This window comes from Alistipes megaguti, assembly GCF_944320325.1.
Classification (GTDB): Bacteria; Bacteroidota; Bacteroidia; order Bacteroidales; family Rikenellaceae; genus Alistipes; species Alistipes megaguti.
In genome coordinates, this window is record NZ_CALUHA010000020.1 from 18,310 (window position 1) to 41,623 (window position 23,314).

20 protein-coding genes are annotated in these 23,314 nt (G+C 61.8%); 7 read left to right on the forward strand and 13 right to left on the reverse strand.

Going from position 1 to position 23,314, the window contains the following annotated elements; translation table 11 throughout:
- Positions 1-3 precede the first annotated feature (3 nt).
- The 7 genes from PUQ42_RS06705 to PUQ42_RS06735 all read right to left on the reverse strand — a co-directional run bounded on the left by PUQ42_RS06705 (position 4) and on the right by PUQ42_RS06735 (position 5,160).
- A complete protein-coding gene (locus PUQ42_RS06705) occupies positions 4-513 on the reverse strand; it encodes an NADH-quinone oxidoreductase subunit J family protein (RefSeq protein WP_273372181.1) in 510 nt (169 codons plus the stop codon).
- A 3-nt stretch (positions 514-516) separates the two neighbouring features.
- Positions 517-951: a 4Fe-4S binding protein gene (locus PUQ42_RS06710; protein ID WP_273372184.1), complete on the reverse strand. Its 435-nt coding sequence runs from the start codon at positions 949-951 to the stop codon at positions 517-519.
- A 2-nt stretch (positions 952-953) separates the two neighbouring features.
- Entirely contained in the window at positions 954-2,030 is a 1,077-nt protein-coding gene (gene nuoH / locus PUQ42_RS06715) for an NADH-quinone oxidoreductase subunit NuoH (RefSeq protein WP_273372186.1), read from the reverse strand.
- Positions 2,031-2,047: 17 nt separating this feature from the next.
- Positions 2,048-3,643, reverse strand: coding sequence for an NADH-quinone oxidoreductase subunit D-related protein (locus PUQ42_RS06720; protein ID WP_420534953.1), 1,596 nt, complete (start codon positions 3,641-3,643; stop codon positions 2,048-2,050).
- A gap of 16 nt (positions 3,644-3,659) precedes the next feature.
- Positions 3,660-4,316 carry an NADH-quinone oxidoreductase subunit B gene (locus PUQ42_RS06725; RefSeq protein ID WP_273372191.1) on the reverse strand — a complete coding sequence of 219 codons (657 nt, stop codon included), beginning with the start codon at positions 4,314-4,316 and terminating at the stop codon, positions 3,660-3,662.
- The gene (locus PUQ42_RS06730) at positions 4,307-4,657 is read right to left on the reverse strand and encodes an NADH-quinone oxidoreductase subunit A (RefSeq protein WP_087310749.1); all 351 of its coding nucleotides are present in this window, start codon (positions 4,655-4,657) and stop codon (positions 4,307-4,309) included. The genes PUQ42_RS06725 and PUQ42_RS06730 overlap by 10 nt, the downstream gene beginning before the upstream one ends.
- Before the next feature lie 137 nt (positions 4,658-4,794).
- On the reverse strand, positions 4,795-5,160 hold the full coding sequence (locus PUQ42_RS06735; RefSeq protein WP_087310747.1) for a hypothetical protein: 366 nt from the start codon (positions 5,158-5,160) through the stop codon (positions 4,795-4,797).
- Between the two features lie 285 nt (positions 5,161-5,445).
- On the opposite strand from PUQ42_RS06735, the gene PUQ42_RS06740 reads away from it, so the two are divergent.
- The 3 genes from PUQ42_RS06740 (at position 5,446) to PUQ42_RS06750 (ending at position 9,035) form a co-directional block, all read left to right on the forward strand.
- Complete coding sequence (locus PUQ42_RS06740; RefSeq protein ID WP_087310745.1) at positions 5,446-6,078, forward strand: outer membrane beta-barrel protein; 633 nt, start codon at positions 5,446-5,448, stop codon at positions 6,076-6,078.
- 137 nt (positions 6,079-6,215) lie between these two features.
- Positions 6,216-7,592 (forward strand): tryptophanase TnaA, encoded by a 1,377-nt coding sequence (locus PUQ42_RS06745; protein ID WP_122119747.1) that lies wholly within the window; start codon positions 6,216-6,218, stop codon positions 7,590-7,592.
- A 9-nt stretch (positions 7,593-7,601) separates the two neighbouring features.
- Positions 7,602-9,035 (forward strand): sialate O-acetylesterase, encoded by a 1,434-nt coding sequence (locus tag PUQ42_RS06750; protein ID WP_273372198.1) that lies wholly within the window; start codon positions 7,602-7,604, stop codon positions 9,033-9,035.
- 160 nt (positions 9,036-9,195) lie between these two features.
- Here PUQ42_RS06750 and PUQ42_RS06755 read toward each other — a convergent pair whose 3' ends face one another.
- The 4 genes from PUQ42_RS06755 to PUQ42_RS06770 all read right to left on the reverse strand — a co-directional run bounded on the left by PUQ42_RS06755 (position 9,196) and on the right by PUQ42_RS06770 (position 16,077).
- Positions 9,196-10,188 (reverse strand): aspartate-semialdehyde dehydrogenase, encoded by a 993-nt coding sequence (locus PUQ42_RS06755; RefSeq protein WP_087310739.1) that lies wholly within the window; start codon positions 10,186-10,188, stop codon positions 9,196-9,198.
- Between the two features lie 161 nt (positions 10,189-10,349).
- The gene (locus PUQ42_RS06760) at positions 10,350-12,752 is read right to left on the reverse strand and encodes a transglycosylase domain-containing protein (protein ID WP_273372200.1); all 2,403 of its coding nucleotides are present in this window, start codon (positions 12,750-12,752) and stop codon (positions 10,350-10,352) included.
- Between the two features lie 36 nt (positions 12,753-12,788).
- Entirely contained in the window at positions 12,789-15,728 is a 2,940-nt protein-coding gene (locus tag PUQ42_RS06765; protein ID WP_273372203.1) for a DUF2268 domain-containing putative Zn-dependent protease, read from the reverse strand.
- 1 nt (position 15,729) lies between these two features.
- Entirely contained in the window at positions 15,730-16,077 is a 348-nt protein-coding gene (locus tag PUQ42_RS06770; protein ID WP_087310734.1) for a translation initiation factor, read from the reverse strand.
- An 87-nt stretch (positions 16,078-16,164) separates the two neighbouring features.
- On the opposite strand from PUQ42_RS06770, the gene PUQ42_RS06775 reads away from it, so the two are divergent.
- Positions 16,165-17,262: a DUF4435 domain-containing protein gene (locus tag PUQ42_RS06775; protein ID WP_087310901.1), complete on the forward strand. Its 1,098-nt coding sequence runs from the start codon at positions 16,165-16,167 to the stop codon at positions 17,260-17,262.
- Positions 17,263-17,400: 138 nt separating this feature from the next.
- Here PUQ42_RS06775 and PUQ42_RS06780 read toward each other — a convergent pair whose 3' ends face one another.
- Positions 17,401-18,666 (reverse strand): aspartate kinase, encoded by a 1,266-nt coding sequence (locus PUQ42_RS06780; protein ID WP_273372206.1) that lies wholly within the window; start codon positions 18,664-18,666, stop codon positions 17,401-17,403.
- Between the two features lie 100 nt (positions 18,667-18,766).
- Entirely contained in the window at positions 18,767-20,905 is a 2,139-nt protein-coding gene (locus PUQ42_RS06785; RefSeq protein ID WP_273372208.1) for a prolyl oligopeptidase family serine peptidase, read from the reverse strand.
- 89 nt (positions 20,906-20,994) lie between these two features.
- Here PUQ42_RS06785 and PUQ42_RS06790 point away from each other — a divergent pair, with 89 nt between their 5' ends.
- From PUQ42_RS06790 to gcvH, 3 genes are all read left to right on the forward strand, one after another.
- The gene (locus PUQ42_RS06790) at positions 20,995-21,831 is read left to right on the forward strand and encodes a 2,3,4,5-tetrahydropyridine-2,6-dicarboxylate N-succinyltransferase (RefSeq protein WP_087404992.1); all 837 of its coding nucleotides are present in this window, start codon (positions 20,995-20,997) and stop codon (positions 21,829-21,831) included.
- An 87-nt stretch (positions 21,832-21,918) separates the two neighbouring features.
- Positions 21,919-22,641, forward strand: coding sequence for a biotin--[acetyl-CoA-carboxylase] ligase (locus tag PUQ42_RS06795; protein WP_273372211.1), 723 nt, complete (start codon positions 21,919-21,921; stop codon positions 22,639-22,641).
- Between the two features lie 148 nt (positions 22,642-22,789).
- Entirely contained in the window at positions 22,790-23,167 is a 378-nt protein-coding gene (gcvH, locus tag PUQ42_RS06800; protein WP_122119754.1) for a glycine cleavage system protein GcvH, read from the forward strand.
- Positions 23,168-23,314 lie beyond the last annotated feature (147 nt).

Genomic DNA, 23,314 nt, shown 5'->3' on the forward strand with positions numbered 1-23,314 from the left:
GTTTTAGCGTTTGCGGGCGATCAGGATGCCGCCGACGATGCAGGCCAGCAGCAGCACGCTGATGACCTCGAAGGGCAGCACGTAACCGTATTTGTCGGCGCTCATCAACGCATGGCCGATCTCCTGTACGTTGAGTTCGCCGTGTTCGAAGTGCTGGGGCAGGAAGTCGTGGCGCAGCATCACCCAGAGGCAGATGCCCAGACTCACGACCGTGGCGATCAGTCCCGCCACGAGTTTGTAGCCCTTCAGGTCGGAGGTCTTGTCGCCTTCGCTCGACGTCAGCAGAATCGAAAAGACGTAGAGCACCGTGATACCGCCGGCATAGATCAGCAGCTGCACGGCCCCGAGGAACGAATAGTTGAGTTGGAAATAGATACCGGCCGTGCCGAACAACACAAACAGCAGATAGGTCGCGGCACGCAAAATACGTTTGGTTGTCACGGCCAGCACGGCATTCACGCTGATAAAAAGCGCAAGAATGATGAAAACGATCAGTTCGAGTGTGATCTCCATGGCTTAGCGGTTGAGTTGTTTGACGAGTTTTTCGCGGGTGAAGACCGCGTGTTCGAACTTCTGGGAGAAGCGGATGGCGCCCGTTGGGCAACTGTTCACGCACAGGTGGCAGAACATGCACGACCCCAGGTCGTACTCGTAGCGCACGAGTCGCTTCTTCGTCTTGCCCGTTTCGGGATCGGCGACCGTCTCGGTCACAAGGCGGATCGTACCGTTCGGACAGTTCGCCTGACAGAGCCCGCAGGCGATGCACCTGTTGCGCCCTTCGGCGTCGTGCGGCATGGTCAGTTCGCCGCAGAAGCGGTCGTACATCCGCAGCGTCGCCCGGTTCTCGGGATACTGTTCCGTGACCTTCGGCGTGAAGAACTCCCTGAAAGTAACTTTCAGGCCCGTAGCCAGGCTGCCGATCCCCTGGAAGAGTCCTTTGATATAGCTCATAATCAGAAATGCAGTTTGAATACGACGACAATGACCATCAGCAGCAGGTTCACCAGTCCGATCGGCACGAGGTATTTCCATTCGAGCGTCAGGATCTGGTCGACGCGCAGCCGCGGGAAGGTCCACTTGATCCACATCAGCAGCCACACCACGAAGAAGGCCTTGGCGAAGAACCACACGAAGCCCGGGATGTAGTCCATGACGGTGTTGAAGCCCTCCCAGCCGGGGATGTGCAGCGGCATCCAGCCTCCGAGGAAGATCGTGGCCGCCACGCCCGAGATGATGAACAGGTTGACGAACTCGGCGACGTAGAAGAGGCCGAAGTGCATGCCCGAATACTCGGTGTGGTAACCGGCCGTGAGTTCCGACTCGGCCTCCGGGAGGTCGAACGGTCCGCGGTTGACCTCGGCGTTGCCCGCGATGAGGTAGATCACGAAGGCGATCAGCGCCGGGATGTGGCCCTTGAAGAGGAACCAGCCGTCGGCCTGCCGCTCGACGATCTCCGAAAACTGCATCGTATCGGTCAGCACGACGATCGTGAGGATCGACAGGCCGATCGAGAGTTCGTAGGAGATCATCTGGGCGCCGCTGCGCATGGCTCCGATGAGCGAATACTTGTTGTTCGAGCCCCAGCCGGCCAGCAGGATGCCCACCACGCCGATCGACGAGGCGGCCATCAGGAAGAAGACGCCGACGTTGAAGTCGAGGATCTCCAGCCCCCGCGCCACGGGCAGGCAGGCGAAGGCCAGCACCGAAGCCAGAATGACGATATAGGGGGCCAGGTTGTAGAGGAGACGGTCCGAATGGCGGATGGTGATGATCTCCTTGGTCAACATCTTCAGCACGTCGCAGAAGACCTGCACCGTGCCCCACGGTCCCACGCGCATCGGGCCCAGACGGCACTGGAACGCCGCGCAGACCTTGCGCTCCATGAAGATCATCACGATGGCGATCACGGCATACATCAGCAGCAGGCAGACGCCGACGATCACGCATTCGAGGAAGATCGCCAGGCCCTCGGGCATCCACGACGTCAGCAGTCCGTGAACCCAGCTTGTAATTATGCTGAAATCAAACATATCTTCGGGTTTTGCGTTTAACGGTCAATATCGGGGACCACATAGTCCAGCGTTCCGCCGATGGCGATCAGGTCGGCGATCTTCACCCCGCGCGAGATGGTGTCCAGACAGGCCACCAGCGGAAGCCCCGTCGAACGGAACTTCATGCGGTAGGGGTACTTGTCGCCGCGGCTCTCGATGAAGACGCCGAACTCGCCGCGGCTCCCCTCGACGGCGGCGTAGTAGCTGCCCTCGGGGATGCGGATCACGGGCTTCATCTTCAGCTGGTACGCCCCCTCGGGGATGTTGTCGACGAGCTGCTCGATGATGCGCATGCTCTCTTCGATCTCGCGCATGCGGACCATGTAGCGGGCCATGCAGTCGCCCTCGGTAAAGAGCACCTCGCGGAAGTTGACCTTACCGTACATGGCGTAGGGGTGGCGCTTGCGCACGTCGCAGGCCCAGCCCGACGCGCGGCCCGTACCGCCCGTGGCGCCGAACGAGATGGCGTCGGCACGCGACAGCACGCCCGTCCCCTCCAACCGTTCGCGGGCGATGACGTTGCCCGTGAAGATCTCGTGGTACTCGCGCAGCGTGGGACGCAGGTAGGCGATCAGCTCCTTGACCTTGCGCACGAAGTCGGGATGGATGTCGGCCTGCACGCCGCCGATCGTGTTGTAGGCCTGGATCAGGCGGCCGCCGGTCGTCTGCTCGAGGATGTCGAGCACCTTTTCGCGGTCGCGGAAGCCGTAGAAGAAGGCCGTCAGGGCGCCCATGTCCATGCAGAGGCACGAGAAGAAGAGCAGGTGCGAGTCGATGCGCTGCAGCTCGTCCATGATCGTGCGGATGTACTGCACGCGCTCGGAGACCTCGACCCCCATCGCCCGCTCGATGCACATGCACAGCGCGTGGCGGTTCTGCGAGGCGCCGAGGTAGTCGAGCCGGTCCGTGAGCGCGAGGGTCTGCGGATAGGTCAGCTCCTCGCACATCTTCTCGATGCCGCGGTGGATGTAGCCGCAGTGCACGTCGAGCTTGCGGATGATCTCACCCTCGAGCGAGACGCGGAAGCGCAGCACGCCGTGCGTGGCCGGGTGCTGGGGGCCGATGTTGATGACGTATTCGTCCTCGTCGAAGATCGGCGTGCGCTTGCGGATGTAGCTGCCGTCGGGCAGCAGCTCGTAGCTCGGCGCATCGTCGCGCGAGACCTCGTTGCTCATGCGCAGGGGGTTCAGCGACGGGTCGTAGTCCTTGCGCAGGGGGTATCCCACCCAGTCGTCGCGCAGGTAGAGGCGCCGCATGTCGGGATGGTTCAGGAACCGGACGCCGAAGTAGTCGAAGACCTCGCGTTCGTTGAGCTCCGCGGCGCGCCACACGTCGCAGACCGACGGCAGCACGGGCCGCTCGCGGTCGGGTGTCACCGTGCGCAGGACGATGTTCTCGCCCGTGGCGGTGGATTCGATATGGTAGACGGCGCCGAGGCCCTCCTCGCCCCAGTCCATGCCCGTGAGGCTGCGCAGGAAGTCGAATCCCTCGGCATGCAGCCGCTCGGCCAGCGCGTGCAGCCGCTCGGGCGGCACGGCGAAGTATCCGTCGCCCTGCTCGCACGCGACGGCCGCGGGTTCCCAGGCCGTCATTCTCTCTTTCAGCGTATCATTCATGTTTGTCAGCTCTTTCCACGTTCAAATCGTTCTTTTCGGCCGTCAGGTCGCGCCGCATCAGCTCTTCGTACTCCTTCTCGTCGATCTGCCGGTTGACGTCGCCGAAGAAGCGCTGCAGGCGCACCTTGCGCTGCAGCTGCATCAGTCCGTAGAGCATCGCCTCGGGACGCGGCGGGCAGCCCGGGATGTAGACGTCGACGGGCAGGATCTGGTCCACGCCGTTGACGACGTGGTACGACCGCTTGAAGGGGCCGCCGCTGATGGCGCAGCCGCCCACGGCGATCACGTACTTCGGGTCGGCCATCTGGTCGTAGAGGCGCCGCAGCACGGGGGCCATCTTGTGGGTGATCGTACCGGCGACCATGATGAAGTCGGCCTGGCGCGGGGAGGCGCGGGCCACTTCAAACCCGAACCGGGCAAAATCGTAGCGCGCGGCGCCCACGGCCATGAACTCGATGCCGCAGCAGCTCGTGGCGAAGGTCAGCGGCCAGAGACTGTTGCTGCGGCCCCATTCGATCACCTCGTCCAGGCATCCCACGACGACGTTCGTGCCGTGCTCGCGCAACTCGCGAATCATCGATTCGATGTACTCGTTGTCGTTGAAGTCTTCGTACTTCATCGACTTGATGCGGGGTTTTCCTACTTCCATTCCAAAGCTCCTTTCCGCCAGGCATAGGCCAGGCCCAAAATCAATACGACCAGGAAGAACAGGATGCTCACCAGCCCGTAGGTGCCGAGATCCTGCACGACGACGGCCCACGAGAAGAGGAAGACCGTCTCGACGTCGAACATCAGAAAGAGGATGGCAAAGAGGTAGTAACCCACCTTGAACTGCATCCACGAACGTCCGTGCGTCGGAATACCGCATTCGTAGGCCTCACCCTTCTGGGGGTTGTACGAACGCGGCGAGATGGCGCGGGCGATGCCCAACGCGACTGCAACCAGCGCAATGGCCGTAAGAATGACGACCACCAATAGCGTGAAATACATATATTAATTTATTTATGGATTCGACGGTTGCTGCGACCGGCGGGAGGAGGGCTCCCGGGGTCGGTTACTGGGTCCGTCCTGCGGCCAATATCGGCGGAGGCCGTGCTCCGCGGCGGCGGAAGACGGAGCCGGGCGGGTCAAATCAGCAGGCACCCGAGCGAAATGACATAGTCATCCACCGCAGAGCCGGGCCCGGCGTCGGAGTGCCGGGCCGAGGCGATCCGCACCCCGAAGGCGCGCTCCACGCCGGCACGCTGCACGGCACGCTGCCGCACGACGAACTTGTGTTCGAAGATGACAACCGGGGATTCGGCCTGGAATTCGCAGGAGTGGGTCCACGCAGAGAGCTGGTTGCGAACGGCATCGGAAGCACCGTCGGATTCGGTCGAGCAGGTCAGCACCGACTGGTTGTCGTGGACCTCGTTCCGGAAAGATACACCTTCCAGACTCCCCGTCAGAACGAAGAGCAACAGAATCAGCAAGTATTGAATTCTCTCCACCATCGGATTAGCGGCATTTCGCGTTGCGAAGATACGCTCTTTCGCGCAGAAAACACAACCCCGAGGCAAAAATTTTTTAAAAAGTCGGTTTTTCGGCTCCGAAGCCGGGGGCCCGAACGGACGTCGGACCTTCCCGGACGACAATCGCCGCCGGGTCGACAACCGTCAGCCGGCATCCCCGGATCTGGATTCTGGAAAAATATCGGTGTTTTTGCCTCTTCGAACCCAAAAAATCGTATCTTTGAGAAGAATTCCAAAACATTCATTATTCACCCAAACACTACACTCATGAAAAAACTTCTGCTTTGTCTGGCCCTGGCCGGCATGACCTCGGCCCTGTACGCCCAGGAGGGCGGCGACATGCTCGTTTCGGGATCGTTGTCCTGGAAATCCTCCAGCTCGAAGGCCACCGTAGCCTCGACCTCCGCCACCGAGAAGGGGTCGCGCAGTTTCGAAATCACACCGCAGTTCCACTACTTCGTCATCGACAAACTTTCGGTCGGCGGCGCCATCGGCTACAGCTTCACGAAGGATCCGAACCGCAACAACTCCACCAACGGCGACCAGCTCTTCGACAAGAGCGGACTCTTCATCATCCGCCCGATGGTCAGCTACTACATCTCGCTGGGTGAGAAATTCTACTACGTTCCGCGTTTCTACGTGGGCGCAGGCTTCGGAAAGAACAAATCGGAGATCAACGATACGGATGTCACCGAGCAGAACACCTCGATGTTCCAGGTAGGTCTCAACCTGCTCAACTTCGAATTCCGGCCTTCGGACCACATCGGCATCATGTTCAATGCCGGCGACCTGGGCTACCGCACCGACATCACCAAGGAGGGCGACAACAAACTCTCGAACCGCAGCTTCTCGCTCGGTCTGAACCTCGGCGCCACGATCGGATTCAACTACTACTTCTGATCCTGCCCGCCGTCAAGGCCCGTTCCACACCGCCGTTCTCCTGGGAAACGGCGGTTTTTCGTATAAATTGAAAGCTCCGGAGGCAATATCTCGATTTTTTTGCGTAATTTTGAGAAATAACCTTTCAAACCAACACCATGAAACTACCCTATGCTGAACCCTACAAGATCAAGATGACCGAGGCCATCCGCACGTCGACCCGCGAAGAGCGCGAAACCTGGATCCGTGAGGCCCACTACAACCTCTTCAAGCTGCGCGCCGACCAGGTAACGATCGACCTGCTGACCGACTCCGGCACGGGCTCGATGTCCGACCGCCAGTGGGCCGCCATGATGACCGGCGACGAAAGCTATGCCGGCGCCTCCTCCTACTTCCGGCTGCGGGCCATGGTCGAGAAGCTCTTCGGCATGCCCTACTTCCTGCCGACCCACCAGGGACGCGCCGCCGAAAACGTCATCTTCTCGGCGCTGCTCCACGAGGGTGACATCGTCCCCGGCAACTCGCACTTCGACACCACGAAAGGACACATCGAGTTCCGCCGCTGCCACGCCGTCGACTGTACGATCGACGCCGCAGCCGACACCCAGCTCGAACTCCCCTTCAAGGGTGAGATGGACACGGAGAAACTCGAAAAGGTCCTGCGCGAGAATCCCCGCGAGAAGGTTCCGTGCGTGGTGCTGACCATCACCAACAATACGGCCGGCGGACAGCCCGTCTCGATGCACAACATCCGCCAGACGGCCGAGGTATGCCGCCGCTACGGCGTGCCCTTGCTCATCGACTCGGCGCGCTTTGCCGAGAACGCCTACTTCATCAAGACCCGCGAAGAGGGCTATGCCGACCGTTCGATCAAGGAGATCACCCGCGAGATCTACTCCTACGCCGACATCATGACCATGTCGGCCAAGAAAGACGGCGTGGTGAACATGGGCGGACTGGTGGCCATGCGCTCCGAGGAGCTCTTCACGCGCGCCATGTCGTTCTGCATCATGTACGAGGGGTATGTCACCTACGGCGGCATGTCAGGACGCGACATGGATGCCCTGGCCGTGGGGCTGGACGAGAATACGGAGTTCGAGCAGCTTGACGCCCGCATCCGCCAGGTGAAACTGCTGGGCGACCTGCTCGACGAGTACGGCGTACCGTATCAGCGGCCGGCCGGCGGACACGCGATCTTCATCGACGCCAAGAAGGTACTGCCGAACCTCCCGAAGGAGCAGTTCATTGCCCAGACGCTGGCCGTGGAGCTCTACATCGAGGCGGGGATCCGCGGCGTGGAGATCGGCTCGATCCTCGCGGACCGCGACCCCGAAACGCACGAAAACCGTTATCCGGCCCTCGAACTGCTGCGTCTGGCCATCCCGCGCCGCGTCTATACGGACAACCACATCCGCGTCATTGCCGCCGCCTGCCGCAACATCTACGAACGCCGCGCCGAGATCACGACCGGCTACCGGATCACCTTCGAGGCCCCGATCCTGCGGCACTTCACAGTCGAACTTGAAAAGATCTGACAATTAGCCATGAAACGACTCCTTTTGACACTGGCCACTCTCGGAACGGCCTTCACCCTGCAGGCGAAGATCACCCTGCCGGTGCTCTTCAGTGACAACATGGTACTCCAACAACAGAGCGATGCCCGCTTCTGGGGAACGGCTTCGCCGGGTAAAAAGGTGACGATCCGACCGTCGTGGAGCAAACACCCCGTTACAACGACGGCCGACCGCGAGGGCCATTGGCAGACGACCGTTCCCACTCCCGAGGCGGGCGGTCCCTACACCATCGAGCTGAGCGACGGCGAAGCGCTGAAGATCAACAACGTCCTGATCGGCGAGGTGTGGTTCTGCTCCGGACAGTCGAACATGGAGATGCCCATGGGCGGCTTCCGGAATCAGCCCGTCGAAGGGGCCACGGAGGTGATCGTCGGAGCCAAGGCCTCAACGCCGATCCGCATCTGTACCGTCCAGCGCGCCACGGCCCGCACGCCGCAGGAGAGCTGTTCGGCCCGCTGGTTGGAGAACACGCCCGACGCGGTCGCCGCCTCCAGTGCCACGGCCTATTACTTTGCCCGTTACCTCGAGCAGCGGCTCGACATTCCGGTCGGAATCATCGTCACCTGCTGGGGCGGAACCCCCGTCGAGGCATGGATGGACCGCCCTGCCATGGAGGCCTTCCCGGAATTCGACCTCTCGTTCCTCGACCGGAACGACAAGATCAACCACCCGTCGCATCAACCCACGATGCTCTACAATGCGATGATCGCCCCGCTCATCCCCTATACGATCAAGGGGTTCCTCTGGTATCAGGGCGAGGAGAACCGCAACCGCCCGGCCCAGTATCAACGGCTGATGCCGGCCTTCGTCGAGATGCTCCGCAAGAACTGGGGCCAGGGTACCCTGCCGTTCTACTACGTGCAGATCGCACCCTACAAGTACGGAGTCCCCGATCTGGTGGGCGGTTCGGCGCTGCTGCGTGAGGCCCAGATGCGCAATCTCGACGAGATTCCGGCCAGCGGCATGGTCGTCACGCTCGACATCGGCAACAAAACCTGCATCCATCCGGCACGCAAGGCTCAGGTCGGTCAGCGGCTGGCCTGGCTGGCGCTGTACAACGACTACGGCATCCGGGGATTCGAACCCAACGCTCCGGTCTACGAGTCGATGAGCGTCGAGGGCAACCGTGCCCTGCTGACCTTCCGCACGGGCAAGAGTTCGCTGGCGCCGCTGGGTGACGAACTCGCCGGGTTCGAGGTGGCCGGAGCCGACCGGGTCTTCCATCCGGCCAAGGCGTGGATCGACGGCCGCAAGGATGTGCTGATCGTCTCCAGCGAGGAGGTTCCAACACCGGTTGCCGTACGCTACGCCTTCCGCAACTATGCCGAGGCCTCGCTCTTCAACACCAGCGGCATTCCCGCCTCGTCGTTCCGCACCGACGACTGGGAACTCCCCGTCAAATAATCCGGCAGCCTCCCGGGGGAGGCAAGGCGGGGGAGCGAAAAATAAAATCGGCCCCGACTCGGCCGGCCCACCCATGAAAAAACCCTGTCCCGTGAATCCGGAACAGGGTTTTTCAGGTCGGTCGCACGCCGACGGGACTCCCGCCGCAGACCCGCCGCCATCAGAGCAGCGTCTCGAGGATCTGCACGGCATTGAGTGCCGCCCCCTTCTTGATCTGGTCGCTCACGCACCAGAACGTCAGGCCGTTTTCATCGGTCAGATCCTTGCGGATGCGGCCCACGTAGACGGGATCCTTGCCGGCGATGAACAGCGGCATCGGGTAAACCTTGTTGGCCGGATCGTCCATCAGCACCACGCCCGGCGCCTGGGCAAATGCCGCGCGAGCCTCCTCGACCGAAACCGGACGCTCGGTCTCGAGCCAGACGCTCTCCGAATGGGCCCGCATCACCGGCACCCGTACGCAGGTGGCCGACACACGGATATCGGAGTGCATGATCTTGCGCGTCTCGTTGAACATCTTCATCTCCTCCTTCGTGTAGTCGTTCTCGGTGAAGACGTCGATATGCGGAATGACGTTGTAGGCCAGCTGGAAGGCGAACTTCTCGACCGTCGGCTCCTTGCCGGCGGCCAGTTCGGCATACTGATTGACCAGTTCGGTCATGGCCGAGGCTCCGGCTCCGCTGGCCGACTGGTAGGTTGCCACGTGCACTCGGCGGATATGCGAAAGCTTCTCGATGGCGTTCAACGCCACAACCATCTGGATCGTCGTGCAGTTGGGGTTGGCGATGATCCGGCGCGGAGCACACTTCGCATCCTCGGGATTCACCTCCGGAACGACCAGCGGCACGTCGGCATCCATGCGGAAGGCACTCGAGTTGTCGATCATCAGGGCGCCGTATTTGGTGATCGTATCGGCAAATTCGCGCGAGGTGCCGGCACCGGCCGACGTCAGGGCGTAATCCACCCCCTTGAAATCGTCGTTATGCTGCAGCAGGCGGACCGTCAGATCCTTGCCGCGGAAACGGTAGGTCCGTCCGGCGCTCCGCTGGGAGCCGAACAACAGCAATTCGTCGATCTTCAGATCGCGTTCTTCGAGGATTTTCAGGAACTCCTGTCCTACGGCGCCACTGGCGCCCACAATGGCAATTCTCATGTTGTTTCCTAATTTAACGGATAGCGGGACAAGTTGTCCGGACAAATATAGTAAATTTTTTTAAGAACCCAAGCCCTTCACCCCGCATAACGACATCTGCCGTCTCAGATTCCCGTCCCCAAGGCTGCGAAGCGGAGCCCGGCGGACGGAAGTCCGGGACTCTACCCGAAAAACTCCTCCTCGTCGCTCTGCTCGGGGCCAGCGGCATCCATCTCGTCCTCACAATCGTAGTGGGGCATCATCGCCGGCCGCACGAACTGGTCCGTACGGCTCACGCCCAGGTGTCCGTCGTCGTAGACCCGCTTGAGGAACTCGCCCACGATCGGCAGAGCCGCCACGCTACCCTCACCGCCCGAAAGGAAGTGCACCGACTGATCCTCACCGCCGACCCAGGCGCCGGCCACCAGTTTCGGAGCCACACACATGAACCAGGCGTCGCGGTTCTTGTTCGACGTACCGGTCTTGCCGCCGATCTCCATGTCCGTGAGTCCGAACTGCCACTTCAGACGTCCGGCCGTTCCGGCATTGACCACCCCTTCGAGCATCGTCAGCATCGTATAGGCCGTGCGTTCGCTGATGGCGTCCTGCGACTGCGGGATGAACGAGGCGATCAGATTGCCCTGCCGGTCTTCGATGCGCGTCACGAAGATCGGGTCGGTATGCACCCCCTCGTTGGCGAAGGTCGAGAAGGCGCTGACCATCTCGTAGACGTTCGATTCGGAGGTGCCCAGGCAGAGCGCCGGAACCGGATCGATATAGCTGCGGATACCCATGTTGTGGATGAAGTCGGCGACGGCCTCGGGCTGCTTGGCCTGCTTCATGATCCAGGCCGAGTAGTTGTTGCGGCTGCGGGCCAGGCCCCAGCGCAACGGATGCAGCACGCCGTCGTAGACCACCTTGCCGGCCTCCTTCGGCGACCAGGCCGTGCCGTTGGCCGTCTCGATCGTCGTCGGCAGGTTCGGAACCATCGTGCAGGGGGTGAAGCCCAGATGGTCGATGGCGAAGGTATAGACAAAGGGCTTGATCGTCGAACCGATCTGGCGTTTGCCCTGTTTGGCCATGTCGTACTTGAAGTAGCGGAAGTTCGGACCGCCGACGTAGGCCTTGACATAACCCGTGCGGGGGTCCATCGCCACCATCGCCGCCCGCATGATGCGCTTGTGGTGGAGGATCGAGTCGCGCGGCGTCATCACCGTATCGCGTTCGCCCTTGTAGGTGAAGACCCGCATCGGGCAGGGTTCGTCGAACGACGCCGTAATCTGCCGCTCGCTGAAGCCCGCCCGCTTCATCTCGCGGTAACGGTCCGAATAGCGGATCGCCTGACGCATGATCCGCTCACGCTCCTCACGGTCCGTATCGAGGAACAACACCTTCGTGCGGCGGTACTGCGCATCCATCTTGGGCTGGATGACCGTCTCCATCTGCTTCTGCACGGCCTGTTCGGCGTAGGTCTGCATCCGCGAATTGATCGTCGTGTAGATCTTCAGGCCGTCGCGGTAGATGTTGTAGGGCGTACCGTCGGCCTTGCGGTTCTTGTGGCACCAGCCGTAGAGCGGATTCTCGTCATACTCCTTGACCGCCTGGTCGTAGTCCCACTCGTTGTAGAACTGGCTGCGCTTCGGGCGGTCGGCACTCATCACCAGACGCAGCATCTCGCGGAAATAGGTCGCCGAGCCCTCGTTGTGCGAAATGGGGCGGTAGTTCAGCACGATGGGCAGCGCCGCAATCGAGTCGCGCTGCTTGCGCGTCAGCGCCCCGGACTCCTCCATGCGCGTGAGGACCAAATTGCGGCGGGCCAGCGCATTGTCCGGGTTCCGCACGGGCGAATAGCGCGTCGGGGCGTTCACCACGCCGACCAACACGGCCGCCTCCTGTACGTTGAGCTCGTGGGGCTCCTTGTTGAAGAACGTATGGGCCGCCGACTTGATGCCGTAGGCATTCGAACCGTATTCGACCGTATTGAGGTACATGGCGGCGATCTCCTCCTTCGTATAGTTGTATTCGAGTTTGAGGGCCGTGATCCACTCCTTGAGTTTCGCCGTCACGAGCTTGGTCATACGGGCCACGCGGCCGCGGTTGCGGGCCGTATCGCGCGGGAAGAGGTTCTTGGCCAGCTGCTGGGTGATGGTCGAACCGCCGCCCTGCGAGGTATTCTGCAGCAGCACGGTCTTGAAGGCTACGCGGGCCAGCGACGGAATGTCGATTCCCGAGTGGCTGCGGAAGCGGGCATCCTCCGTGGAGATGAGCGCCGCGACGATCGGCGGCACCTCATGGCCGTCGAGGCGGATATGGAGCGTCGAGTCCGTCGGATAGAGGTCGGCATACTGCACGTAGGAGCGGTTCTGCACGAAGAACGTGCCGATGACCTTGCCGTCTTCGGAGTAGATCTCCGTGGCCAGATTGCTGCGGGGGTTCTCCAGCTCCTCGAACGAGGGCAGGCGGCCGAAGAGGCCGAGCGCCGTCAGCAACAGCAGCAGTGCCAGCAGTACGAAAGGTGCAAAGGCCACGCCCCAGATCCATTTGATCGCTTTGGGGCTGATGCCCGACTTCTTACGTTGTTCCATAAGACCGAATTTTGCCGTAAAGATACAAAATATTCCCTAAAATGGGAGTCCGAGCGATCCGCCGATCCACACCCCGCCGGTCGAGGGGCGGTAGCACGAGAGGGTGAAGGTCGAGGTGCCCGAGGCGGGTTGGCGGAAGAGGTTGAAATCGAAAACCACGTCGCCGCCCACCGACCAGATCCGCTGCCACGCGAGCGCTCCCCCGACCGGAGTCCGGAAACGGGCGTAGTCGCCGCCGACGTTGAGCCGGATGCGCTTGAAGTAGATCACCGAGCCGATACCCCCCTCGGGATAGCAGAGCGGCAACTGGTAGTTGGCCTCACAGGCCGTGTAGTTGTTCGAGACGATGTCGGCCGAAGTGAAGCCCCGCGGGATGAGGCGCGTGGACTTGTAGCTCAACGGGGCATAGCCCCCCGGGAACTTGTAACCGCCGATCGAAGTCTGGTAGGTCGCGGCTACCGAAAGCGAGTGGTGGCGCACCACCCCCGGCAGATAGGCCTGTCCGTAGAAGAGGATCAGATCGCTGAAATAGCGGTCCGCCGGATTGAACGTATAGCTGGTCGAGAGGGTGTAGCCCCAGCGGGGGGCGAAGTCGCGGTGAGCCATGCGCACCTGGTCCGAATAACCCAGTCCGAAGGCGACCTGATGCAGCCCCTCGCGGAAGCCGACATGCTGGATGTTGGTGATTCCGCCTCCTTCACCCCACTCGATCTTGCCCAGATCGGCCACCATGCCGTTCGAGTAGTTCCAGCGGGCCGAGACCGAGAACTGGCGCGTATGGTAACCGCGTTGCAGATAGAAGGGCAGCGTGGCCGACAACCCCACGGAGTAGTACTTGTCGGGGGCCGGACGCGACTGATACTCATACTTTCCGGTTTGGGCGTTGTACTGTCCGAGCGAATAGAAGAGCTGGTTGCCGCCGTACGAGGCGTCGAGATCGAAGCGGATGCCCAGTCCGTAGTAGCGTACGCCCAGATTGAAGAGCGACCCTTCGGAACGGTTCCAGCCGTAGGAGGCGTAGGCCTCGGTATTCGAGAGCAGGTTCTGCGAGATCAGCGTCACACCGGCATTCAGGTCGATCGACTGCTCCTCGACCAAAGAGAAGGGATTGAAAGCCAGCGGCATCCAGCTGTGAACGTTGACCAGATTGGGCACTTTGGCGTAGCGTTTTGCCCGGAAATCCGAACTCTGAAGCGTCGAGTCGGCCATCGCGAAGCGCACCGTATCGAGATTCAGCACCTCCCAGCGGCGGCGCGGCGGATTGACCCGGTTCAGCGGCACGCGCCGCGCCTCGACGGGAATCCGCACGCTGTCAGCCGGCTGTGAGGCCAGGCGGTATCCCCGTCGGTCGTAGGTCGTCACCAGCAGCCGGTCCCCGGCCGGTGCCGGGTCAAACGAACCATAGGTCGAGGTCGTCAGGCGGTATTCGCACCTCTCGGTCAGATCGTAGCAATGAGCCTCATCCTTGCCTGAGGCGATCGAGCCGTAGTAGAGCCGTCCGTCGGAGGCCCGCAGGTCCGAAAGCGTAATGTAGGCCCCGCGGGTCACGGCGTGCAGCCCCCCGGCATCGATCCGTCCGATCCACATGCCGCTGCCGTCCGTAACCAGCACATACCACGCCCGCGTCCGGTCGTCCCACGCCAGTCCGTGCAACTCCGTGCGGTCGGGCGCCGCGAAGCGCTCCTCCTCTCCGCCGTTGCGCCGCACGACCACCGTATAACGGCCCTCGGGCGCATATTCGACCCACCCCAGCGCATCGGGAGTCGAGGTGGGATAGAGCGCCCGCCGGGCCGGACCGACCGTCCGGGTCCGGCCATCGGCCAGATTCATGTAGCAGAGCTGCGAATTGACCCGCTGTTCGAAGAGGGCCGAGCGGCGGTATTCGGTCCACCAGACGCGGCCGTTGCCCAGCGTCGGGCGCGTGGAGATCAGCCCCGTCGCAGCCACCTCACGCTCCCGACCCGTGCGGAGGTCCACCGTCACGAAGCGCGACACGCGGTCCAGATCGGTCTTCACGGCCAGCACCGCCGTATCGCCCAGCGCCAGCGGCCATTGGTATTCGGTATGGTTGCGCTCGGGGAGTTCGACGAGCGGCCGGGCCGTGTCCGGCTCCTCGGGCAGCGACGACCAGAAGCGTTCCAGTTCGTCGAACGTCTCGCGGAAGAGCCGGCTGACATTCGTATCGTAGTACTTCTCCAGCGCGATGCGCGTCGTGGCCAGCATGTAGGGGTTGCGCGACCCAAACCACGCCACGCGGTCCCAGACATTCTCGCCGTAACGCTCCCAGGCGTAGGAGCAGATCTGATAACCCAGTTCGTAATGGTCGGGGATGTAGTCGCGGTAGGAGCCGCAGAACCAGCGGTCGATGTTGCGGTGGTCGCGCCCGACGCTGCCCATGGCCCGGTAGGCCATCGAGAAGGAGGGCTGCAGTCCGCGGCCGAACGACGACATCATCGTCTCGGACATCACCGCATCTCCCTCCATGGCCCATACCGGCATGCACAGCAGACCGATGGTCGAGCCCTGCTGCCCGAGGATGTAGCTCAGCACGCGGATCATCCCCCGGTTGAGGTTGTTGTACTGCACGGCATGGCGGTACTCGTGGGCCACCAACTGCTTGTACCACGGCATCGAATAGCTGTCGATGGCCGGCGAGGTAAGAAACTCCACGCGTTTGGGAAGGTACATCACCAGTCCGTTCGACTCGAAGTTCTCGGGGTGCATGACAAACGGAATGCGCATCGGCCCGTGGCGGAAGCCGTAGGCGATGTCGGGCTGCACGGCGCGGATGTAGAAGAGCGTGCGCCGCGCCAGCTCCGAGACCGTATCGGGATAGATCATCCGCACGTCGGGCGTACGGATCGTCGACCACTTGAGCGGAGGATCCGAGCCCCACGTGTAATACTGGGCCTCGGCATGCCGCACACCGAAAAGCAGCGCGGTGAGCAGCAACACGAACAACAGCGCCCACCTCACCTCAGTTGCCGGCCTTTTTGCAACGGTAGCCGCTGCTGGTGAGCAGGTTGACGATGCGGTCGCGGTGGTCGCCCTGAATGATGATTTCGCCCTCCTTGGCCGCTCCGCCGACGCCACACCGGGTCTTGAGCATCCGGGCCAGAGCCTGCAGATCCTCGTCGCGCCCGACGAAGCCCCGCACCAGCGTGACGACCTTGCCGGCGCGCTGCTTGCGGTCGAGCCATACGCGCAGCTCCTGCCGCTGCGGCGGAAGAGTCTCCGCCTCGGGCTTCGCGGCGGTCTCGTATTTGAAGTCGGGATTGGTCGAGTAAACCATCCCCAAGCGGGATTTCCAGTCGTTGTCTGCCATAAATCGTGTTCGGAAGGTAGGAATTAAACGCCGATCGGGCGCCTTTATTTTGCGCAAAAATACGAAATTATTTATCTTTGTATGCGTATGGCCAGGAAGTTCACCGAAAAACCCCGCAAATCACACCCCTTCGCCCATGCGAAGAGCCTCGAGGAGCTCCCCCGCCCGCTGCCGGCCAACCCCGACCAGCGGCTGGTGAAGGTCTATGTCGAAGGCTATGAGGATGTCGCCTTCTGGCGCGGCATCTTCGACCACTTCCGCAACCCCTATCTGCGTTTCGAGATCTCGGTGCCCGACCGCGGCGACCTGCCCAAGGGCAAGAAGGTGCTGCTGGGGATGATCCCCCAGTCGTCCGAGGAGATGATCCTCTGCGTCGACTCGGACTTCGACTACCTCTTTGCCGGGCGCACCGAACAGTCGCGCCAGCTGGCCGACGCCCGCTTCATGTTCCACACCTACGCCTACGCCACCGAGAACTACCTCTGCTACGCCCCCTCGCTGCACAACGTCTGCGTCAAGGCCACCAAGAACGATACGCGCATCTTCGACTTCGTGCGCTTCCTGCACGAATACTCCTGCACGATCTACCCGCTCTTCCTCTGGTATGCCTTTTCGGCGCAGCTGGCCTCGGAGCACGTCTTCCCGCTGGCCGATTTCAAATCGTCGGTGCGGCTGGGCTACCTCGAGATCGAGAACAACGGCGAACGCACCCTCGAATGGCTGCAGCGCAACGTCGCCAAGCGCGAAGAACTGCTCAAGCGCCGCAATCCGCGGATGATCGAACCCATGAAGGAGTTCGAGACCCAGCTCCGGCAGCGCGGCGTGAAACCCGAAAACACCTACCTCTTCATGCACGGCCACACGCTGATGGACAACGTGGTGATGGTGCTGCTGAACACCGTCTGCGAGAAGCTGCGCGACATGTCGATCGCACGGATCACCGCCTCGCAGAAGCAGGGCGTGGCCCTGAAGAACGAGATGTCGAACTACACCAATTCGCTGCGGTCGATCCGCGACGTGCTGCTCGACAACGAAAACTATACGGCGTGTCCGCTCTACAAGAGCCTGCAGCGCGACATCGAACGCTATATTGCCCGCATGATCTGGAACATGAAACGCAACGGCGAGATTCGTGAACAGTCGGTCGTGGGCATCCTTCACCGTCTCCGTCAGGGAGTCTTCTAGAGAGGGGCTAATGAGAGAGAGGGCCATGGGGCGACCGATCCGTTCTAAACCGGAAGCACACGAACATCCGGAACCCGCACAACAAAAAAAGAGAGCCGTCGGGCTCTCTTTTTTCATGGGCTCCAATCGGGCGGCCAATCAATACTGCCCCTGCTTCTTGCGCACGACGCGTACGGTGGACTGCGTCGCCTGGCGGATGAAGACCTGCGGACCGCGGGCATAACGCCGCCACAGATCATCCGTATAACCGCGGATGGTCAGCAGTTCCATGTCGCGCGTCGTCATCACGTCGAAGCCCGACTCGCGCAACGCCCGGACCACCTCGTCGATATGCCACGAATTGTCGACACACAGACTCAGGTTGACCGCCGAGTTGTGGATCAGATTGGTCTTGATGCGGAAGTGCTCGAGCAACGAGAAGATCGTCGCGAACTTCTCCTCCAGCACGAACGAGAAGTCGCGCGAACGGATCGTCAGCAGCACCTGATCCTTCTTCAGAATCAGAATCGGGACGTCGACCGGCGCCGACATGCCGCGGATCACCGTTCCCGGCTTGCGCTTGTCGCCAAACGGACGCACGTAGAGCGGGATATTCTTGTTCTGCAGCGGTTTGATGGTCTTCGGGTGGATGATCTGCGCACCGCTGTAGGCCAGTTCGATGGTATCCAGATAGTTCAGCTCGGCGATCTGCACGGCGTCGGGGAAGATCTTCGGGTCGGCGTTCAGCACACCGTCGACATCCTTCCACACCGACATCGACTCCGCATCGAGGATATTGGCCGCCACGGCTGCCGAGTAGTCCGACCCTTCGCGGCCCAGCGTGGTGGTGGTTCCGTCGGGCGCCCCGCCGATGAAGCCCTGTCCGATGAAGATCGTCTCCGGACCCCCTTTGACCGCCTCCCGCAGCAGCGGCGTCGAAGCCGCAAGATCGACTCCGGCATCCTTGTGACGCTGTTCGGTGACGAAGCACCGGCGCATGTCGATCCAGCGGTTCGGAACCCCGGCGTAGTTCAGATACTCGGAGATGATCGTCGTCGAGACCAGCTCGCCGTAGGCCACGATCGTGTCGTACCACAACTCGGCCTCTTCGGGGAGGTAGCGGGTCTGTGTGGCGACGTGCTCCAGCTCGTCGAAAAGACGCTCGACACGCTCCAGCTGTCGGTGTTCGTGCCACAGATCGTCAATGATCTCGGCGTGGTACTGCCGCAACTGTGCGATATGGTCGAGCGACTGCTGCCGGTCGCCCTTCTGGAGCCCCTCGAAGACCTTCTCCAGGGCATTGGTCGTCTTTCCCATCGCCGAGACGATGATGAAGAGATGTTGTTCGTCGTCGATGATCCGGCGCAGGTTTCTCACCCCGTCGGCATTCCGCACCGACGCGCCTCCGAATTTGTAGACCTTCATATTTTTCCTTATTAACCTAACCTTCTGTTGATTCGGCAAGGCACGGAGGGCCTCGCAGCGAAGCCCCCGTGCCGTTGCCACCTCTTGCCGGCAGCCGCCGCTACTCCCCGACCGGGCGATACGGCACACCGATATTCTGGAAGAGGAACGCGTACATGTCGGTGGCATCGTCGATGCGCTTCGAGGTGGGCTTGCCGGCTCCGTGACCCGCCTTCGAATCGATGCGGATCAGCACCGGGGCATCCCCCGCCTGGGCATACTGCATCTCGGCGGCGAACTTGAACGAGTGGGCCGGGACGACGCGGTCGTCGTGGTCGGCCGTCATCACCAGCGTCGCCGGATAGACCGTACCCTTTCGGATGTTGTGCAGCGGCGAATACTTATAAATATAGGAGAACTGCTCGGCGTCTTCCGACGAACCGTACTCCACGGCCCAGCCCCAGCCGATCGTGAACTTGTGGTAGCGCAGCATGTCCAGCACGCCGACCTGCGGCAGGCAGACGGCAAAGAGATCCGGGCGCTGCACCTCGCACGCGCCGACCAGCAGACCGCCGTTCGAGGCACCGTTGATGGCCAGCCGCTCCTTCGAGGTGTACTTTTGGGCGATGAGGTATTCGGCCGCCGCGATGAAGTCGTCGAAGACGTTCTGCTTGTTTTCGAGCATGCCGGCCTTGTGCCAGGCCTCGCCGTACTCCGAGCCGCCGCGCAGGTTGGCCACACAGTAGATGCCGCCCTGCTCGACGAACATCAGCGCCGAGGGGTTGAAGGCCGGTGTGATATTGATCTGGAAGCCGCCGTAGCCGTAGAGCAGGCAGGGATTCTTGCCGTCGAGCTTCATGTCCTTGTGGCGGGTGATGAACATCGGCACCTGCGTACCGTCCTTCGAGGGGTAGAAAACCTGCTCGGTGACGTAAAGCGAGGGGTCGAAGGCCACCTCGGGGGCCTTGTAGAGGGTCGACTTGCCCGAGGCGATGTCGTAGCGGTAGATCGTGGCGGGCGACGTGTAGTTCGACAGCGTGTAGTAGAGCTCCGCAGCCTCCTTTTCGCCGCTGAAGCCGCCTACGGCACCGATGGCCGGGAGCTCGACCTCACGGACCAGCTTTCCGTCGTAGTCATACTGCGCGATGCGGTTCTGTGCATCCTGCAGGTAGGAGGCGAAGAGGTAGCCGCCGGCCTTGCCCACCCCTTCGAGCAGGTTTTTCCGATGCTCGGGGATCACCGTGGCGACCTGTCCGGGCTTCGTCAGCGAGATCCGCTTCAGGGCATAGTTCGAGGCCCCCTCGTTGGTCATGAAGTAGAGGTTGTCGTCCTGGCAGTCGATGAGGCGGTAGTCGTAGGCGAAGCCCGGGAGCAGCGTCCGGAAGCTGCGTTCCGAAACCTTGCGGACGAGGATCTCCGAACCGGAGGTTCCCTCCGAACCGACGATGAAGAGCCAGCGGCCGTCCTGCGAAGGCCAGGCCGAGAAGTAACGCAGCGGATGGGCCTTGTCCTCGTAGATGAGCCGGTCGGCGGACTGCGGCGTGCCGAGTGCATGGTAGAAGACCTTCTGGAACTGGTTCTGCGACGAATAGGTCCCCGTCTTCGGGGCATCATAGGCACTGTAGTAGAAGCCCTTCGAATCGGGGGCCCACACCGCTCCCGAGAACTTCACCCACTCGATCCGGTCTCCGGTCAGCTCCTTGGTCGCGGTATCCATGACGCGGATCTCGACCCAGTCCGAGCCCGACGCCGCGGCGGCATAGGCAAAGTAACGGCCGTCCTTCGAGAAGGAGATCTCGCCCACGGCCACCGTACCGTCGTCCGAGAGCGTATTGGGGTCAAGGAACACCTCGCCCGGCTGGCCGGGAGCCGTCGTGCGGTAGATCACCGCCTGGTTCTGCAGGCCGTCGTTGGAGGAGTAATACCACCAGTCGCCGTGTTTGGCCGGAGCACCCTCCTTGGGGTAGTTCCACAACTGGGTCAGCCGTTTGCGGATGGCTTCGCGGAAGGGAATCTGCTCCAGATAGGCGTTCGTCACGGCATTTTCGGCTGCCACCCAGGCGGCCGTCTCCGGCGAATTGTCATCCTCGAGCCAGCGGTAGGGATCCGGCACCTCGGTGCCGAAATAGTTGTCCACTACCTCGCCGCGCGGCGTCTCGGGGTAGGGAGCATGCTTTATCTGTTTCATGTTGTTGCAACCGGTCGTTGCCAATGCCACCGCGCCCGTCAGCACGGCGATCGTCCAGGAATAATGCTTCATAAGTACAACCGTTTGGGTGATATTGGGACAAAGTTAGGAAAAATTCGATATTTTCCATAAATTTGTCCTCCTGAAAAATACCGAACAAGATGACTGACAACCATAACGAACTCAAAACACGCATCGACCAGGCGTGGGAGAACCGCGAACTGCTGCACGACGAAAGCTATCGACAGACCATCCGCCAGGTGATCGACCTGGTCGACCGCGGCCAGTTGCGCACCGCCCAGCCCGTGGCCGAGGGCAGCGAGGAGTGGCAGGTCAACGAATGGGTCAAGAAGGCCGTGCTGCTCTACTTCCCGATCCAGCCCATGCGCAAGATGCAGGCCGGCGAACTCGAATGGTTCGACAAGATGGAGCTCAAGCACGACTACGAACGGCTGGGCGTACGCGTCGTACCCCACGCCGTGGCCCGCTACGGCGCCTACATCGCCCCGGGAGCCATCCTGATGCCCTCGTACGTCAACATCGGCGCCTATGTCGACACGGGCACGATGGTCGACACGTGGGCCACGGTCGGCTCGTGCGCCCAGATCGGCCGCCACGTACATCTCTCGGGCGGCGTCGGAATCGGCGGCGTGCTCGAACCCGTGCAGGCCGCCCCCGTGATCATCGAGGACAACTGCTTCATCGGTTCGCGCTCGATCGTCGTCGAGGGGGCCCACGTCTGCCGCGAGGCGGTCCTCGGATCGAACACCGTCATCACCGGTTCGACCCATATCATCGACGTCACCGGTCCCGAACCCGTCACCTACAAGGGCTATGTGCCGGCCCGCTCGGTGGTCGTCCCGGGCAGCTACCGCAAGCAGTTCCCCGCCGGCGAATACAGCGTCTCGTGCGCGCTGATCATCGGCCGCCGCAAGGAGTCCACCGACAAGAAAACCTCGCTGAACGACGCCCTGCGCGACTTCGGCGTCTCGATCTGACCTACGACCGGAATCCCCTCCCGCGGGGAGGGGGGGGGTGATGCAATGGCACCCCCTGCGGTTCGCCCCACCCAAACACCTCGAAAAATGATCTACCACCTCGACACGACCACCTCGACCAACGACGACGCCCGCGACCCGCGATACCGCCACGGCGACATCGTCTGGGCCGAGCACCAGACCGCCGGACGCGGCCAGCGCGGCCATCAGTGGCTCAGCCCCGAAGGCGAGAATCTCACCTTCACGATGGTCGTCGAACCGCGCTTCCTGCCCGTCACGGAACAGTTCCTGCTCTGCGAGGCACTCTCCGTGGCGCTGACCGACACCTTCACCGCCTACGGCATCGAGACCCGCATCAAGTGGACCAACGACATCTATGCCGGCGACCGCAAGCTCGAGGGCGTGCTGATCGAACACAACTACGCCGGCGCAACGCTCTCGCGTTCGCTGCTCGGCATCGGCATCAACGTCAACCAGACGGAGTTCGATCCGTCGCTTCCGAATCCCGTCTCGATGGCTCAGCTCACCGGACGCCGCTACGACCGCCGCCAGGTGCTCGAGACCTTCGAACGCTGCATGACGGCCCGCTACGAACAGCTTGAACACGGCGACCGCAACGCCCTGCAGGAGGAGTATCGCCGGCGCATGTACGACCTGGGCGTGCGGCGGACGTTCCGCTATCCCGACGGCTCGCTCACGCACGCCGTCATCGAGGGGGTGCGCCCCACGGGCGAGTTGATCCTGCGTCACGACGACGGCACGATCCGCGAATACCTCTTCAAGGAGATCGAATTCGTCCTCCGGAAATAGGAACCGCCACATCGGAGAACCACGCCCGGGCCGGGAGAATCCGCCCGGAGTTGCATGAAATTTAGGACGATTTTTCTTGCTGTTACAAAAATAACAGTTATATTTGCAAAGGAATAAACCGATTTCATAAACAAAAATTTCAAATACCATGAATGTACCTGCAAATCTGAAATACTCGAACGACCACGAGTGGTGCCGCGTCGAGGGCGACGTAGCCGTTGTCGGCATCACCGATTTCGCACAGAGCCAGCTGGGCGACATCGTCTTCGTCGACGTGCCTACCGTCGGCGAAACACTGGCCGCCGGCGAAGTCTTCGGCTCGATCGAGGCCGTGAAGACCGTCAGCGACGCCTTCCTGCCCGTGGGCGGCGAGGTGCTGGAGTTCAACAGCGCCGTCGATGCCGATCCTTCGATCGTCAACAAGGACGCCTACGGCGAAGGTTGGCTCGTCAAGGTCAAGATGACCGATCCGACCGAATTCGAAAAGCTGCTCAGCCCGGCCGACTACGAGAAACTGATCGGATAGTTCCGACCATAATAAGGGGGCGGAGAAGTTCGCTGCCGGGATATTGCGGGATGAAGGCACGCACGAATAGGCGCATCGCGAGGAGAGAGGCATGACGCCGATATCAATAAAAGGTTGGAAAAAAGTGAGTGTGTGCGCAAACAGGAG